Source organism: Microbacterium resistens (genome assembly GCF_021172025.1).
Classification (GTDB): Bacteria; Actinomycetota; Actinomycetes; order Actinomycetales; family Microbacteriaceae; genus Microbacterium; species Microbacterium resistens.
In genome coordinates this window covers 301126-317349 of the sequence record NZ_CP082781.1, presented here as the reverse complement: position 1 = coordinate 317349, position 16224 = coordinate 301126, and the positions used below count along the sequence as shown (strand labels likewise).

Annotated in this window: 11 protein-coding genes; 5 read left to right on the top strand and 6 right to left on the bottom strand. The window is 73.7% G+C overall.

Annotation, left to right across the window (positions count from 1 at the left end; translation table 11 throughout):
• Positions 1-253: 253 nt before the first annotated feature.
• Positions 254-1966 (bottom strand): ATP-dependent helicase, encoded by a 1713-nt coding sequence (locus tag K8F61_RS01470; protein WP_231820451.1) that lies wholly within the window; start codon positions 1964-1966, stop codon positions 254-256.
• Entirely contained in the window at positions 1963-2847 is an 885-nt protein-coding gene (gene nudC / locus K8F61_RS01465; protein ID WP_231820450.1) for an NAD(+) diphosphatase, read from the bottom strand. Before nudC ends, K8F61_RS01470 begins: the two co-directional genes overlap by 4 nt.
• A 76-nt stretch (positions 2848-2923) precedes the next feature.
• Here nudC and K8F61_RS01460 point away from each other — a divergent pair, with 76 nt between their 5' ends.
• Positions 2924-4267: a phosphotransferase gene (locus K8F61_RS01460; protein WP_231820449.1), complete on the top strand. Its 1344-nt coding sequence runs from the start codon at positions 2924-2926 to the stop codon at positions 4265-4267.
• Here the strand turns inward: K8F61_RS01460 and K8F61_RS01455 are convergent.
• A complete protein-coding gene (locus K8F61_RS01455) occupies positions 4213-7710 on the bottom strand; it encodes an ATP-dependent DNA helicase (protein WP_231820448.1) in 3498 nt (1165 codons plus the stop codon). The two genes, K8F61_RS01460 and K8F61_RS01455, sit on opposite strands and share 55 nt — an antisense overlap.
• The gene (locus K8F61_RS01450; protein ID WP_231820447.1) at positions 7707-10949 is read right to left on the bottom strand and encodes an ATP-dependent helicase; all 3243 of its coding nucleotides are present in this window, start codon (positions 10947-10949) and stop codon (positions 7707-7709) included. The genes K8F61_RS01455 and K8F61_RS01450 overlap by 4 nt, the downstream gene beginning before the upstream one ends.
• Before the next feature lie 176 nt (positions 10950-11125).
• Here K8F61_RS01450 and K8F61_RS01445 point away from each other — a divergent pair, with 176 nt between their 5' ends.
• The gene (locus K8F61_RS01445) at positions 11126-11350 is read left to right on the top strand and encodes a DUF3107 domain-containing protein (RefSeq protein WP_067249077.1); all 225 of its coding nucleotides are present in this window, start codon (positions 11126-11128) and stop codon (positions 11348-11350) included.
• Between the two features lie 5 nt (positions 11351-11355).
• Positions 11356-11643 carry a hypothetical protein gene (locus K8F61_RS01440; RefSeq protein ID WP_219084918.1) on the top strand — a complete coding sequence of 96 codons (288 nt, stop codon included), beginning with the start codon at positions 11356-11358 and terminating at the stop codon, positions 11641-11643.
• A gap of 33 nt (positions 11644-11676) precedes the next feature.
• Here K8F61_RS01440 and K8F61_RS01435 read toward each other — a convergent pair whose 3' ends face one another.
• Positions 11677-12390, bottom strand: a complete 714-nt coding sequence (locus K8F61_RS01435; protein WP_219084917.1) for a ferritin-like fold-containing protein — start codon at positions 12388-12390, stop codon at positions 11677-11679.
• 216 nt (positions 12391-12606) lie between these two features.
• Between K8F61_RS01435 and K8F61_RS01430 the strand changes: the two genes are divergently transcribed.
• Positions 12607-14112: a DEAD/DEAH box helicase gene (locus K8F61_RS01430; RefSeq protein WP_231820446.1), complete on the top strand. Its 1506-nt coding sequence runs from the start codon at positions 12607-12609 to the stop codon at positions 14110-14112.
• A 101-nt stretch (positions 14113-14213) separates the two neighbouring features.
• On the opposite strand, the gene K8F61_RS01425 is transcribed toward K8F61_RS01430, so the two are convergent.
• The gene (locus K8F61_RS01425) at positions 14214-15101 is read right to left on the bottom strand and encodes a PHP domain-containing protein (protein WP_231820445.1); all 888 of its coding nucleotides are present in this window, start codon (positions 15099-15101) and stop codon (positions 14214-14216) included.
• A gap of 86 nt (positions 15102-15187) precedes the next feature.
• Here K8F61_RS01425 and K8F61_RS01420 point away from each other — a divergent pair, with 86 nt between their 5' ends.
• On the top strand, positions 15188-16213 hold the full coding sequence (locus K8F61_RS01420) for an endonuclease/exonuclease/phosphatase family protein (protein ID WP_231820444.1): 1026 nt from the start codon (positions 15188-15190) through the stop codon (positions 16211-16213).
• Positions 16214-16224 lie beyond the last annotated feature (11 nt).

Sequence of the window (16224 nt, the reverse complement as noted above, 5' to 3'; positions counted from 1 at the left end):
CACCTGCCGATCGCGTTCGACGCCGGCGGAGCGACGGCCGGCCCCCTCGTCGTTCCCGGGCGCACCCCGTGCCTGTCCTGCCGAGACGCCGCGGACCGGGAGCACGATCCCTCGTGGGCGGCCGTGCACACCCAGCTGCTCACCCACGATCCCGGACGCATCCCGCTCGCGCGCATCGCGGATGCCGCCGAGATCGCGGCCGAGCTCCTCGCGGAACGCGAGGACGCGATCCGCAACCGGTCGAGCCGGATCGTCAGGATCGGCGTCGACGGCCGCCGCGCATCACGCTCGGTGCGGTTTCACGCAGAGTGCCGGTGCCGATCTCCGCGAGGAATCGCGACGGCCGCCGCTCCGCCCGTCCCGACGATCGCGACCACGTCACCGCGAGGGTACGCGCGGCCCGCGTGATCCCCACATAGGCGAGTCGGCGCTCCTCGTCGATGGCGTCGAACCCCGTCGCGTACGAGATCGGCAGCAGCCCCTCGGACCACCCGGCCAGATACACGTGCGGCCACTCCAGCCCCTTCGCGGCATGCAGGGTGGACAGCGTGACGGTGCGCAGCGTCGGCTCGTGCTGATCCTTCGCACGGGCCAGCAGCGCGTCGCCGAAGCTGCGCAGCGTCTCCCCGGGCGGCGCGTCCTCGGCCAGCTGCAGGAGGGCGCGCCGGGCCTCCCAGACCTCACGCAGGGCGCCACCCGCCTCCGGAGGGTCGTCACGGAACCCGAGGCTGCGCAGCACGTCCCGGACCGCAGGAAGGAAGCCGTGCTCCGTCGGGGCGACCGCCGCTCCGCGAAGAGCCAGGACCGCCTGTCGGACCTCCGGCATGTCGAAGAAGCGGCGCCCTCCGAGCACCGTCGCGGCGATCCCCTCGGCGGCGAGCGCCTGCAGGAGCGGCGCCGACTGGGAGTGCGCGCGATACAGCACGGCGATGTCCTCGGCGGGCTCGCCCTGGGCCACGCGCGCCCCGATCGCCGCGGCGATCGCCGCGGCCTCCTCCGCGTCGGAGTCGAAGGCGGTCACCGTCGGAGGCTCGGCCGTGGGCGTCGCCCGTGCGGCGACCAGCTCGAGCGCGCCCGGGCGACCGTGCATGAGGGCGTTCGCGGCGCTCAGCACCGGACCGTCCGAACGGTAGTTCGTCTCCAGGCGCACGACGACGGCGTCCGGGTGCCGTCGCTCGAACTCGAGGAGGAAGCGCTGGTCCGCGCCCGCGAAGGAGTAGATGGTCTGCGAGGCGTCCCCGACCACGCACAGGTCCCGCCGGTCGCCGAGCCACAGCTCCAGCAGACGGTTCTGCAGCGGGGACACGTCCTGGTACTCGTCGACGGTGAAGTGACGGTACTGCTCGTGCACCGCGGCGGCGACCCTCGGCTCCGCCTCCAGCATGCCCGCGCAGGCGAGCAGCACGTCCTCGAAGTCGAGGCGGCGCCGCTCGTCCTTGAGCGCCTCGTACGCCCGGGAGAGCTCGGCGAGCGCCGTCGCGTCCAGGCGGCCGACCGACCGCCCCTGAGCCGCTGCCTCGTCGATCGACAGCATCGAGACCTTGCGCCATTCGATCTCCGAGGCGACGTCCCGCAGCGTCGCGGTGTCCGGCCGGATGCGCAGCGTATCGGCCGCCTGGGCGAGGAGACGGACCTTGTTGTCGATGATGCCGGGCGCCGGCGCTCCGGCGAGTGACGGCCAGAAGTAGTTCAGCTGCGAGAGCGCGGCGGCGTGGAAGGTCCGCGCGGCGACGCCCTCGACGCCCAGAGCGCGCAGACGCCCGCGCAGCTCCCCCGCGGCCTTGGCCGTGAAGGTGACCGCCATCACCCGGGACGGCGTGTACGCGCCGGTCTCGACGCCGTGGGCGATCCGGTGCGTGATGACCCGGGTCTTCCCGGTGCCCGCGCCGGCCAGGACGGCCACGGGCCCACGCAGCACCGAGGCGGCTTCACGCTGTCGTTCGTCGAGCCCGTCCAGCGCGCTCACGCGCGCTCCTCGTACCAGTCCCGGATCAGCGCACGCGCGATGGAGGCCGGCCCCGGAAGCCCGACGGGTCCGTCTCCCGCGAGAGCGGAACCGACCTCGGCGCGGGTGAGCCAGCGCACGTCGATGATCTCGGTGCCGTCGCCGTGCGCCGCGCTCTCGTCGACCGCGGTCGCCCGGAACCCGATCATGAGCGATCGGGGGTAGGGCCACGGCTGCGACGAGCGATAGCGCAGGTCCCGCAACCTGACCCCGGCTTCTTCGAGGATCTCGCGGTGCACGGTCGTCTCCAGCGATTCCCCCGCCTCGACGAAGCCCGCGAAGCACGAGTAGAAGGCCCCTCGCCAGTTCGCGTTCGCGCCGAGGAGGAGGCGGTCGCCGTCCGCGCTCTCCACCGCCACGATCACCGCCGGGTCCGTTCGCGGGAAGTGCTCGCGCCCGCACGCCGGGCAGCGGCGCGACCAGCCGGCCTGCCGCAGCTGCGCACGGGTGCCGCAGGCCGGACAGAACGGCGCCTCGCGCAGCCAGCCGCTGAGCGCGGCCCCGGAGACGAGGATCTCGGTCTCCTCGGCTGACAGACGCGCCGACGCGTCGCGGACGTCCGCCCAGGACCCGTCGTGGTCGAGCGCGGCGTCCCGGTCGAGAGCCGCGAGCAGCACGGCGGTGCCGTCCGCGCGTCGCCCGAGCAGCGCCCACTCGACGTCATCCCCCGCGAACGCCGGATCCGTGGCCGGGTACAGTCGCAGGCCGTCGGCGGAGAGCGGCGCCCGGCCCGCGCGGACCGGAAGGACCCGGGTCGCGGTCTCCGCACGCAGCTGCTCCAGGATCTCGGGCTGGTCCCGTTCGGCACCGGCACGGTCCAGGACGGCGTGCGCCTCGTTCATCCGTTCCCTCTCCGCGGGCTGGCGTTCCAGGCGTGGCGCGGCCCGGCGGGCGGTGCCGCCGACCTACCCTGGTGGCATGGCTCGCTCTCCCTTCACTCTAGCCGCGGCTGTCACGGCCGCCGTGCCCGGAGCCGAGGTCGTCGGCGCCCGCGCGCTGTCCGCCGACGGCGACGGGCGCTTCGACTCCGCCGTCGCCACGCTGGCCGACGGACGCGAGGTCGCCATCCGCGTCGCGAGCGACGACGAGACGAGCGCGGAACTGGCGTCGGAGGCGATCGCCCTGCGCGCGCTCACCGCCGGCGCGCGGGAGATGCTCCCCTTCGCGGTCCCCGAGGCGCTGGGCGAGACGCGCGTGGGCGAGGCGCGGGCGCTGGTCTCCTCGCTCGTCCCCGGCTTCCAGGTGGAGGCCGCCCACATCCCCGCCGGGCGAGGCGCCGCGACGGCGATCGGCGCCGCGATCGCCGGCATCCACGCCCTGCCGCTGTCCGTCGTCCGGGCCGCCGGTCTCGGTGAGCGCACGCCGGAACAGGTCCGCGAGGACATCCGCGAGCTCGTCGACCGCGCCGCGGCGACGGGACGGGTCTCGGCGCGGCTCACCGTGCGCTGGCGCGAGGCGGTGGAGACCGACGACGTCTGGCGGTTCGAGTCCGCCGTCGTGCTCGGCGGCGCGCACGCCGGCTCGTTCCTGTTCGAGGACGACCCCGACTTCGGACCGGAGGTCTCCGGCGTGATCGGATGGCACGGGTTGCGCATCGGCGACCCCGCGGCGGATCTCGCATGGCTGGCGTCCGCCCCGGATGCGTGGGAGGACGTCCATTCCGCCTACGCCTCCGCGACGCTGCGCTCCCCGGATCCGGCGCTGCGCGTCCGCTCCCGGCTGCTCGCCGAGCTCGAGTTCGCCCGCTGGCTGCTCCACGGCGACGAGACTCGGCGTCCGGACATCGTCGACGACGCCGCGCAGCTGCTGGACTCGCTCGCCGAGGGGATCCGCACCGACGATCTCGTGCCCCGTCGCGGTCCCGGGGCGGGCGTGGACGAGGCCATGGTCGCGCTCGAGAGCGTGCCGGCCACCGCGACCGCCGAGGTGGACACCTCGATGCAGACGGACGCCTACGATCCGAGCGCGTTCGCGGGCATCGCCGCGGACGACACAGCCGCCTTCGGACCGCGGCACGACACCGGGGAGTCGCCGACGGCGGATCGGACGGTGCCCGGGACGGACGGGGCGGATCCGGACGACACGGCCCCGATCGATCTGGACGGGGAGGCGTTCGACGCCGCAGGCCTGCGGCCGGACGACGGTCCCGCGGACGATCGTGCGTCCTCCTCGCCCGCGGCCGCCGTCTCCTCCGACGAGGAGGAGGCTCAGCGCGCTGCGCGCGCCGCGTTCCAGCGCTGGAGCAACTCCTCCTCCGAGTAGACCCGGTCCCCGCGGATCACGAGGTCGTCCCCCACGTAGAACAGGGCGACGTCGATGTCCGCCATCGGCACCCCCGTGCTTCGGTGGTAGGCGAGACGGTAGAGCGCCAGCTGGAGCATCCGCTCCTCCCGCTCCGCCGGCGTCGCGGGCGGGCGCCCGGTCTTCCAGTCGACGATCTCGATCCGACCGCCGCGGTCCTCCCGGCGGTAGACGGCGTCGAGCTTGCAGATCACGATGCGGCCGGGATCGCCTGCGGACGGCGGGAGCGCGAAGTCGATCTCGGTCTCGACCGCGATCGGACGCAGGGGCGCCCATTCGGACCGTTCGAAGATCTCCCGCAGTCGTGCCAGGTCCGCGGCGTCCGCTCGACCGATCTCGTCGCCCTGGTTCTCCTCGGCGTCCTGCTCCCAGAGCGCATCATCGGTGGAGGCGCCGGCCCCGACGAGACCGGACCGGTGCTCCACCCAGGCGTGAAAGAGCGTCCCCAGTCGTGTCTGCCGGTACGGTCGTTCGGGCATCGGCCTCGTCAACGACCGGACGGTGCCGGAGAAGTCCGTCACGTAGTCCTTGAACCGCGACGCGGGGACGCGGGTGGGTGCGTCGGCATCGGTGCCGCGGCGTCGCGCCTCCCGCTCCGCGAGCAGCCGCTGCAACACGCGGTCCGGTGCGGGGGCCGGGCCGTCCGCCGCCGCCCGCACGGCCTCGGCCGCGTCGACCACGCGCGAACGCCGATCGCCCAGCGGGTCGAGGGGCCAGGATCGGGTGAGACCGGTTCCGTCGTAGGGGTTCTCGTCCGGATCCGTCTCGCCGATCTCCTCCAGCCCGAGCGCGTCGATCGCCTCGCGCAGGAACGGGCTGGGCGTCCGCGGCGTCTTCTGACCCGCCCAGTGCGACCCCGACAGCAGGAGGTCGTGCCGCGCCCGCGTGAACGCCACGTAGGCGAGACGACGCTCCTCGGCACGCTGGTACTCGCGGTACGCGTCCTTGAACCTCGGGAGGGCGCCGCGCTTGTCCGGGTCCCGGCTGCCGCTCGCCAGGGAGTCCAGCGCCGCCTTGTCCTGAGCGCGGGCGTCCGGCCCCGCCGCCTCCCTCGCGCCCGCGGGGTCCCAGTCGAACCGGGGCAGCGCGTCCCGGTCGCCGCGGAGCGGGAAGGGCACGACACCGAAGCCGAACCAGCCCTGCGCATCCGTCACCCGCCCAGGAAGCTCGTCCTCGACCAGCCGCACGACGGCGACCGCGTCCCACTCGAGCCCCTTCGACCCGTGGATCGTCAACAGCTGGACGACGCCGGGCTCGGGCGGCTCCGGCCGCGGCATGAGCTCGTCCGTGCTCTCGGCCTTGTCGAGCCAGGCCAGGAGACTCCCGATGCTCCCCCGCTCGTCCGCGGCGAGGAAGGCGCGCACCTCGTCGCCGAACGCCCGCAGCTGCGTCCCGGCGAGCCGAGCGGGCCCTCGGGACTCGTTCGCGGCGAGCTCGATGTCCAGCCGGAGCTCCAGCTCGATGGCGCGGATGAGTTCGGGGATCGGCTGCCCAGCGGCCCGGCGCAGCCTCTCGAGCATCTCACCCGCCTCTCGGAGACGAGCCCGACCCTCGGGGCTGATCCCGGCGAGCAGGCGGTAGTCGTCCGGCAGGGAGCGGACGACATCCACGGCGTCGACGATCGAGACCGCCTCGTCGGCTCCGCGCGAGGCGCGGAGGCGCTGTCGGACCTCCTCCGGCAGGGGCGTGTAGGCGCCGTCGCGCTCGGCCAGCGTGACGGCGAGGTCGTACAGGGCCGCCATGTCCGCGACGCCGACCGCGAAGCGAGGGCCGACGAGAAGCCGGATCAGAGCCGAGCCCGAGGTCGGATCGTGGATCACCCGCAGCGCCGACACGACGTCGACGACCTCCGGTGTGGACAGGAGCCCGCCCAGTCCCAGGATGCGGTGCGGCACGCCCCGCTGGGCCAGCGCGGCGGCGAAGGTCTGCATGTGGCGCTTCGAGCGGAACAGGATCGCGCCGGTGTGCGGAGCGGGGCCCTCGCCCGGCGAGCCCGGACCGGCACCGGCGGCGTGCGCGGCGCGACGCGCCACGAACCAGTCGGCCACCTCCGCCGCCTCGTCGTCCACGGTGAGCGGGAAGCGCACCTGCACGTCCCCGATTCCCGCGCCGGGACGCGGCTCGAGCCCGGGCACGTCGAGTCCCGGGCGCTGCAGCGGGACGAGGACCCGGTTCGCGGCGTCCAGGATCCGCCGGTCGTTCCGCCAGCTCGTCATCAGGCTGTAGGTCGCGGCGCGGCTCTCCCGGGCGAACGCGCCGCCGAAGGCGTACAGGTTGTCGGCGCTCGCCCCGCGCCATCCGTAGATCGACTGATGCGGGTCGCCGACCGCCATCACGGCGGAGTCGTGGAAGAGCGCGGACAGGAACCGCGTCTGGATCACCGAGGTGTCCTGGTACTCGTCCAGCAGGACGACCCGATGCTGCTCCCGCAGCTCCGCGCGGACCTCCGGGGCCGCCTCCACGATGTCGAAGGCGCCGCCGACCTGGTCGGCGAAGTCCAGGACCCCGCGCCGGTCCTTCTCGGCGATGTAGTCGCGCACGAGCCGGACGAGCACGGGCATCGTGAGCAGGTTGGTCACGGCCGTCTCGACCTCGGCACGCGCCCGGTACGGCTCGAACGCGCGGGCCTGGTCGAGGGCGAGCTGCTCCATCCGATCGAGATCGACCCGGTGGTCCAAGACGTCGCCGGCCAGCCTCTGCACGGCGTCGATCACCCCGGTCACCGACCGGTCGATCTCCTCCAGCCCCGGAAGCTCGGCCCGGAGGACCACGTGACGCGCGATCAGCCAGGACGCGGACTGACTGAGCATCGCCGCCTCGGGGTCCCGTCCGATGCGCGCGGCGTGCTCGCGCACCAGCGCGTCGGCGAAGGCGTTGTACGTGGAGACGCGAGGGCGGATCATCAGGTCCTCGATTGCGCGCGGCGCCGTCGGATCCCATCCCGTGTCGAATCGCTCGGCCAGCTCGTCCAGCACGTGGCTGCGCACGAGCGCTCGCTGCCGCCCCGGCGCGGCTTCTTGGACGCGCCGCAACGCATCGCCCGCGACGATCTCCGGCACGTGCGGAAGCAGACCGCGGACACCGAACTCGTCGACCACGGCGAGGCGGGCGCCGATGCGCTCCCCCAGCTCACCCGCCGCCTTGCGGGTGAAGGTGAGCCCGAGCACCTCGTCACGCCGCACGTGCCCGTTGGCGACCAGCCACACGACGCGCGCCGACATCGTCTCGGTCTTGCCGCTGCCCGCACCGGCGACGACCAGAGCGGGCGCCGGCGGCGCCTCGATCACCCGCTGCTGCGCCGGCGTCGGAGTGGGAAGACCCAGTGCCGCCGCGATCTCGACGGCGGAGACGCCGTCGCCGTCCGGCCAGGCCGGATCGCGGAGCAGGGCCCCCTCCGGCCTCACGCGGACACCGCCGGGACGGTGTGGATCCGGCAGGTCTGCACGCGGACCTGCGTGTCGGCGCAGTGCGCCTCCACCTGCGCGGTGAAGCTCGATGCCGCCATCCCCCTGGCGGCGTCGGCCACCCGGAGGAGGAACTGCTCCCGCGCCTCGTCGGCGAGCGTGTGCTGATGCGCCACCCGGTAGTCCGCCTTCCCGACCGTCTTCGACACGATCACCAGCCGCGCGCCGGCAAGCGCAGCGGGGCTCGCCCCGTCCACGAGCCCTTCCTGCACGGCGATCTGGTAGGCCGACAGCTGCGCGTGCGCGGCGACCGCGGACTCCGTGTCCGGCTCGTACTTGCCGGTCTTCAGGTCGACCACCACGACGCGTTCCCCTGCTTCTCCCGCGGCCATCTCCGTCCACCGCTGCCCCCGCGCCGCAGCGTGCTCCCCGGCCCCGGCCGGGTAGACCTCGACACGGTCGATCGCACCGTTGACGAGGGCCTGATGCGCCGCGCGCTCGGGGTCCGGTGCGCGCACCACGGGCGCATCGGGGTCGGTCAGATCCACGGCGAAGCGGAAGGTGCCCTCGGCGGCGACCACCCGGCCTCCGTCCCGGGCGACGGCGGACAGGTAGGCGTGCAGCCGCTCGATGTACAGGTCGGCCCGGCGTCGTTCCTTGCGCGCGATCCACGCCGTCTCGAAGTCGAGCTCGGGCCAGTGCTCCTCGACGACCGCGCGCAGTCGTTCCAGGTCGCCGTCCGGCACCCGCTCCATGGCCTCGTGCACGATCGTGCCGAGTCCGGCGGACGGCGGCAGCACCGTGTCGCCCCCGAGAGCCGACACCACCCAGTTGAGACCGCACTCCTCGAAGGACTCGACCTTGGACGGCGAGACCCGGACGCCGGTCGTCTCCAGGTCCCGCAGCGGCGCGGAGGTGGACGCGGGACGCACGCCGTACCACTCCTCCGGTGCGGCGCCGGGGACGCCCGCCTCGGCGAGCAGCCGCAGCTGCCCCGCCGCCTCGGCGCGAGCGGCGGCATGCGCGGGGATCGGCGGCGTCGTCGTGAGCGTGCGGCGGTGCCGCGCGACCAGCCCGCGCAGGGTGAGCGGGTGCGCGAGGAGGTCGTCGTCGTCCGTGCGCGGCGCCGGCAGGAAGGAGAGGAACGGGCTCGGGCTGCGATCGTCGTCGTCGACGGCGGTCACCATCAGTCGGCGGCGAGCCCGGGAGATCGCGCGCACGAACAGCCGCAGCTCGTCGTGCAGCGCCGCGCGTCGGCGGTCGACGGTGGTGTGCACGTGCTCCGGCTCCCCGGTGCGCGCCGCCGCGATGACGTCCGCGAGCCGCCAGGTCTCCAGCAGACCGCCCCGCAGGCGCAGGTTCGGCCAGACGCCGTCCTGCACCCCGGCGACGACGACCGCGTCGAACTCCGTGCCCAGCGCCGATGCGGGCGTGAGCAGGGTGACCGTCCCGGCGCGCTCCGGGGCGGAGAGGGAGTCCTCGGGGACGTCGCTCTCCAGGATCTCGTGCAGGAACTTCTCCGGGCCGTTCTCGGGCGAGCGTTCCACGGAGCGCTTCGCGGCGTCGAACAGTGCCACGAGCGCGTCCAGGGCACGAGCCGTCTCGGCTCCGCTCGCAGACGCCGCCGCCTCCTGCCAGGCCGTCGCCAGACGCCGGCCGTCCGGCGCGCGCGAGGCGTCCCACACCCGCCACAGCAGATCGTGGATCGTCTCGCCTCGGGCCGCGGCGGCCGCGACGTCCCGCAGAAGCACGGCGAACCGATCCGCCGTCCGGGCCTCCGCCGTGTCGATGTGCGTCAGCAGCGCCGGTTCCGCGAGCGCGTTCCGCAGCAGCTCTCGTGCCGGCGTGGCTCCCCCCGCTTCGAGCTCTCGATGTCGCAGATGCGCGCGCAGGCGGCGCAGTCCGACGCCGTCCAGACCCCCGAACGGCGTCCGCAGCGCCTCGGCGAGCTCCAGCGCGTCCCGATCGGCGGCGGGCTGCAGCGCCAGCCGGACGACCCCCAGCAGGTCGCGCACGATCGCCTCGCTGCCCAGCGGGTGCTGGACCCCCGCGGCGCGCGTCGGGACCTCGCGGGCCGCCAGCTCCGTCTCCAGCTCGGAGATCTGCCGAGTGTCGTGCGCGATCACGGCCATACGCTCCCAGGGGATGCCGTGCGTGAGGTGCCAGTCCCGCAGGGTGACCGCGATCCGATCGATCTCCGCGTGCGGTGAGGGAGCGAGGGCCGTCGTCACCGGCGGGTCCGCCTCGGGGCCGTCGTCCGCGGGAGCAGGGGCGTCCGGCGCGCGACGGTGCTCGATCCGTCCCGCGGTGCCGATCGTCTGCGTCACGGTCCGGGTGAGAGCCGTCAGCGCCGGCACCTGACGATGCGGCTCGTCCAGCACATGGACGTCGCCGAGGACCGCCGCCAGTCCCGCGAACAGCTCCGGACCGACACCGCGGAACGCTCCCGAGGAGATGTCCGGGTCGCCGAATGCGAGCACCGCGACACCGCGCTCCCGCAGGGCCCGCACGAGGTCGACCCCTCCGGCGGTGAGCTCCTGGGCGTCGTCGATGAGCACCGCACGCAGCGCGCCGAGAGGCCCCAGCAGCGCGGCATCGGCGGAGCGCAGGATCGCGGACGCCTCGGCGACGAGGTCCGCGGCGTCGCGGTGGCTCGACCGAGCGCGGTCGAGGACGCGGCGGTAGCCGGTCTGGAAGTCGGCCACGGCGTGCCAGGCGGCTCGATCCGTCGCCCGCAGCTCGCTCGGGCTGACCCGCAGTTCGGCGCACTCGGCGAGGAAGGCACGCAGCTCCGACCGGAACACCCGTGAGGACCGCACGGTGGCGCTCAGCGTGCTCGGCCACCGGACGATCCCTTCTGCCTCGTCCTCCGCATCCTGCTCCAGCAGGGCCGCCACCAGGCGGTCCTGGTCGGCCCCGGTGAGCAGGGCCGGCGGCTCCTGCCCGGCCCTGACCATCGCGCCGCGCACGATCTGGAAGGCGAAGGATCCGATCGAGCGCGCGAGCGGACCCGGCGTCGCGACGCCGATGCGGACGCCGATGCGGTCGCGCAGGGCGGTCGCCGCCTGTCGGCTCGGCGTCAGGGCGAGGACCTCGTCCGGTTTCGTCCCCTCCTCGAGCAGTCGCGCGACCCGGTCGACGAGCGCGGTGGTCTTGCCCGTCCCCGGCGCCCCGATCACGGTTCCCGAGGCGTCCACGGGCGCGGTGACGACGGCGCGCTGGCGGAGGTCTTCGGGCATGTCGTCCACGCTAGCCGGGACGCCCGACACCGGGGCCCTTCCCGCCCCGACGGCGGCCGTCGCCGGGGCGGGAATCGCTGTCCGCGAACGCCGCCCGTTCCCGGCTCCCGGGACCCGGCCCCGCGATAGAGTGGCCGAGAACTCACCGACCTGCACGATCTGCAAGGAGCGCACGCGTGGAAATCCGCATCGGCATCATCAACACCGGCCGCGAGCTCAGCTTCGAGACGAGCACCCCCGCCGACGAGGTCCGCAGCCAGGTCGCCGCGGCGCTCGACCAGAACTCCAGCCACGTGAGCTTCTCCGACGTCAAGGGCAACTCCTACATCGTGCCGACCGCGCACCTCGGCTACGTCGAGCTCGGCACCGAGGAGTCGCGCCGGGTCGGCTTCGTCGCCTGATCGCGATGTACATCCTCCTCGCGATCATCGCCGCCTGCGCCGCGGGAGTGGCGATCCACTTCGCCCTCCCCGGGCGCGAGACGCGCGGTGTCGCCGTCGCCCCCGCGGTGACCACGGCGACGGCCGCCGCCGTCTACACGCTCGCCCAGTGGGCGGGGTTGGCCGAGAGCAGCGTCTGGCTGTGGCTGGCCTCGCTCGGCGGAGCCGTGGTCGTCGGGGTCGCCGTGACGCTCGTGCTCACCTCGGCGCGCACCCGCTCGGACGCGGCGCAGCGGGCCGAGCTCGGCATCTGATCCCGCCGACACGGGACCGGCGCGGCCCGACCTCTAGGAGGCGAGCCCCATCGCGTCCATCCGACGGGCGTGGGCGCCCATCAGCTCCGTGAAGACGGGCTCGACGCGACGCTCGTCGTCCTCGCCGAGCTGACGCGGCCGCAGCGCCGCCCGCGCGACGAGGAGCGCGTCGCCGACCAGGCGCCGCCCCCACATCGACAGCAGAGAGCGCCACTCCTCGTCGCTGGAGATCGTCGCCTGGATGATGTCCACGATCTCGTTGCGGTCGTCCGCCGCGGCGAGGATGTCCACGACCTGCCCGCCGGCACGTCCGTAGCTCGACGCCAGGGCGAGATAGAAGTCGTCGAGCATCCCGGCAGTGAGGTACACCGCGAGCAGCGTCTCCCGCGGACGCACGCCGATCGTCTTGCGCCGGAAGGCGTCGAGCTGCTCTCGGAACGGGAGCATGACCTCCGTGGGGTCGTCCCCGCGCTCGCGGATCACGTCCACGAGACGCGTGTGCTTGGTGAGCGCCGCGCCGGCTGCGCGCGACAGCGCCTCCTTCTCGGCGAGCTCCGGCGTCGCGCGGATGAGGCGGGTGAGGGTCTCGAAATAGCCCAGCTGCAGGTACGCCGCCTGGCCGAGGAACGTGTTCAGATCCGGAGCGAGCTCCGCGAAATCCACCCGGGTCGCATCGCCCAGGTCGCCCCGGGAGCGGAGCACGAGCGCGCGCCGCGGGGACTTCCTCTGCCAGAACCACCTCACCACGCGCTCAGCCTACTGCGGCGGGCGCCCCCTGCCCGGACGAAGCGGCGCGAGCCCTCTGCGACACGGCTCCTCCGGCGCGGAGCCGGCCCTCGGGTAGGCTTATGTCGCTCCGGCGTCGGACCGGGGCCCCGCGCCTGTGCTTCGAAGAACGGCGTGGATCCGTACTCTAGGCGGTGCCCGAGGAAGACGACGGGCCGCCGGACAGGCTGTGCAACAGTGACGACTTTCGCCGAACTCGGCATCGATCAGGACATCGTGGACGCCCTCGCGGCGAAGGGGATCGTGGATGCCTTCCCCATCCAGGAGCAGACCATCCCCCTGGGCCTTCCCGGCCAGGACATCATCGGACAGGCCAAGACGGGCACCGGGAAGACCTTCGGGTTCGGCATCCCGGTCGTCCAGCGGCTCGGCATCGACCCCGAGCCCGGCGTCAAGGCCCTCATCGTGGTGCCCACCCGGGAGCTCGCCGTCCAGGTCTACGAGGACATCGACCTGCTGACCTCCGGACGCTCGACGAACGTCGTGGCGATCTACGGCGGCAAGGCCTACGAGGGTCAGATCGAGCAGCTCAAGGCCGGCGCGCAGATCGTCGTCGGCACCCCCGGCCGACTGATCGACCTGGCGGGGCAGCGACTGCTCGACCTCTCGAACGCGACCGAGGTCGTGCTCGACGAGGCCGACAAGATGCTGGATCTCGGCTTCCTCGCCGACATCGAGAAGATCTTCCAGAAGGTGCCGGCGGTGCGCCACACCCAGCTCTTCTCCGCGACGATGCCCGGCCCGATCGTGGCCCTCGCCCGCCGGTTCATGTCGAACCCGATCCACATCCGCGCGAACGACCCCGACGAGGGGCTGACCCAGGCGAACATCAAGCACATCGTCTACCGCGCGCACTCGCTCGACAAGGACGAGGTCATCGCCCGCATCCTGCAGGCGGAGGGCCGTGGGAAGACGGTCATCTTCACCCGGACCAAGCGTGCCGCCCAGCGGCTGGTCGACGAGCTCGCCGACCGGGGGTTCAACGTCGGCGGCGTGCACGGCGACATGGGTCAGGAGCAGCGCGAGCGGTCCATGGCGGCGTTCAAGGCCGGCAAGAAGGACGTCCTGATCGCGACCGACGTCGCCGCACGAGGCATCGACGTGGACGACGTGACGCACGTCATCAACCACACGATCCCGGACGAGGAGAAGACGTACCTGCACCGCGCCGGTCGCACCGGCCGCGCCGGCAAGACCGGGATCGCCGTCACGTTCGTCGACTGGGAGGACCTGCACAAGTGGGCCCTCATCAACCGCGCGCTGGAGTTCGGCCAGCCCGAGCCGATCGAGACGTACTCCTCCAGCCCGCACCTCTACACCGACCTGAACATCCCGGAGGGGACGAAGGGGCGCCTGCGCACGGCACCCGCGGCGGAGAAGCCGGCCCGCAAGCCCCGCGAGCCGCAGCGCGCAGCGGACGCGGCCGCCGAGGGAACGTCCGAGGGAGGAACGCGTCGCCGCCGGCGCCGCCGCCGGGCGTCGGGTGACGTGGGGTCGACCTTCGCCGAGGGCGCTTCCGTTCAGCCGGCGAAGTCCGCCCCCGCGGGCGAGACCGACCGCAACGCGGAGGGGGCCGGCACCCACGACGGCGACACCACGAACGAGCACCACGACGGCAAGCCTGCTCCGCAGCGCCGCCGTCGCCGCCGCCGGTCCGGAGGCGCCGCCCCGTCCGGCGCCTGAGGCCCCGAGCCGTTTCGGGGCGGCATTCGGTCGTTCGGGGCGCGCCCCGGGGTGTTTCCTCCCCAGCGCACGCCCCGAAACGACGCTCGCGCGCCGAGAGGTCAGGCGGGGAAGGACGGCGAGGATCCCGTGCCGCGCTCCAGGATGCGCCGGACCATGTCGTCCGAGGTCGTGTTCTCACCGGGCCGGTTCGGCTTACCGTGGCCGTGGTAGTCGCTGGATCCGGTGACGATGAGGTCGTGCGCGCGTGCGAGGTCGCGCAGCACGCGCTTGCCCGACGGGGTGTTCTCGCGGTGCCCGATCTCCAGTCCTCCGAGACCGGCCGCGATGAGCTCCTCCAGCAGCGGGACCGGCACCATCTGGCTGCGCCCGGACGGGGCGGGGTGGGCCACCACCGCCACTCCCCCCGCCCGCGTGATCAGGCGCACGGCGCGGACGGGATCCGGGGCGTAGTGCCCCTCGTAATAGCCCTCCCGCGGGTGGAGGATGCCGTCGAACGCCGCCGTGCGGTCCACGGCGATCCCCCGCGCGACGAGGGCGTCCGCGATGTGCGGTCTGCCCACCGTCGCGTCGCCGGAGGTCTGGGCGAGCACGTCGGCCCAGGTGATCGGGTAGTCGCGGCCGATGTTGCGGACGATCCGCTCGGCCCGGCCGACGCGGTCGTCCCGGATGCGCTGCATCTCCGCCGCCAGGGCCGGCGACGCGGGATCGAACAGGTACGCCAGGACGTGGATGCTGCGCCAGCCGTCTCGCGTGGACAGCTCCATCCCCGGGAGGAACGTCATCCCGAGCCGGACCGCCTCGGCCCGCGCCTCGTCCCAGCCCGCGGTCGTGTCGTGGTCGGTGAGCGCGATCGTGCGGACGCCGTGGGCGTGCGCCTGCGCGACGACGGTCGCGGGCGGCTCGGTCCCGTCCGAGCGGTTCGAATGCAGGTGCAGGTCGCCGGGGCCCTGGAACCGGGGCCCGCCGGGCGCCGCAACATCCGTCATGCTCCGAGCGTAGCGAGCGCCGACGGCCACCGGCGCGCCCGCGGCGCACCAGTCCGCTCCCAGGCGGCTCCCGTAGGCTCGACCCGATGTTCCGACTCCTGGGGATCCTCCTCACCGTGCTCTTCGCGATGCTGACGGCCGTTCTGACGTGGCCGCAGTTCTTCCGCCTCGAGCAGACCTTCCCCGTGACCCAGATGGTCGCCTCCCGCGGCCTCCTCGCCGCGGCCTTCCTCGGCGTGGTCGTGCTGGCGCTGCTGCTCGCCGTCGCCCGGCCCCTCCGTGGCTTCGCGGCGTCCCTCGCGATCGTGGCGCTGCTGGGCGCCGGCGCGTCGGCGGCGATCGGAGCGGTCCGCGGCTTCGCGCCGGCGGCGCTCCCCGAGAAGACCGGGAGCAGCGTCCGTGTGCTGGCCTGGAACACGGCCGGCGAGGCGGTCCCGGCGGAGGAGATCGCCCGGACCGTGGTCGGACAGGGCGCCGACATCGTGGCGCTCCCCGAGACCACCGAGGACGTGGGCGAGCAGATCGCGATCATGCTGCGCGAGCAGGGGCACCCGATGTGGGTGCACCACGTCCAGTTCCGCCCCGACGTCGAGCAGGGTCCCGACTCCTGGCAGACGACGATCCTGATCTCCCCGGACCTCGGCGACTACGCCGTCGTCGAATCGGCCGCGGACGGCACCAGCAACACCGGCTCGGTGCCGAGCGTCGTCGTGATGCCGGTGGACGGCGACGGGCCCACCGTCGTCGCGGTGCACACCGTGGCCCCTCGCCCGGAGGACATGGACGGATGGCGCGAGGACCTGCGCTGGGTCGCGGACCAGTGCCCGGGCGGCAACGTCATCCTCGCCGGCGACTTCAACGCGACGATCGACCACATGGCCGGCCTCGGCGTCGACGGCGGAGACCTCGGCGCCTGCCGTGATGCCGCCGCCCGGACCGGCGCCGGTGCGCTGGGCACGTGGCCGACCTTCGTCCCCGAGCTCGTCGGCGCGCCGATCGACCACGTCATGGCGACCGACCAGTGGCGACCGAGCGGATCGCAGGTGCTGCCCGCGGCGGGCGGGAGCGATCACCGGGCCCTGATCACTCAGCTGGAGCCCGTGGCGCCGTAGCCCCGGCGTCG

What these genes read in the sequence shown, in the direction of transcription:
- K8F61_RS01460 (WP_231820449.1), top strand. Translation starts at nt 2,924, where the DNA reads ATGGCTCGCTCTCCCTTCACTCTAGCCGCGGCTGTCACGGCCGCCGTG.
- K8F61_RS01440 (WP_219084918.1), top strand. Translation starts at nt 11,356, where the DNA reads ATGTACATCCTCCTCGCGATCATCGCCGCCTGCGCCGCGGGAGTGGCG.
- nudC (WP_231820450.1), bottom strand. Translation starts at nt 2,847, where the DNA reads ATGAACGAGGCGCACGCCGTCCTGGACCGTGCCGGTGCCGAACGGGAC.
- K8F61_RS01420 (WP_231820444.1), top strand. Translation starts at nt 15,188, where the DNA reads ATGTTCCGACTCCTGGGGATCCTCCTCACCGTGCTCTTCGCGATGCTG.
- K8F61_RS01425 (WP_231820445.1), bottom strand. Translation starts at nt 15,101, where the DNA reads ATGACGGATGTTGCGGCGCCCGGCGGGCCCCGGTTCCAGGGCCCCGGC.
- K8F61_RS01450 (WP_231820447.1), bottom strand. Translation starts at nt 10,949, where the DNA reads ATGCCCGAAGACCTCCGCCAGCGCGCCGTCGTCACCGCGCCCGTGGAC.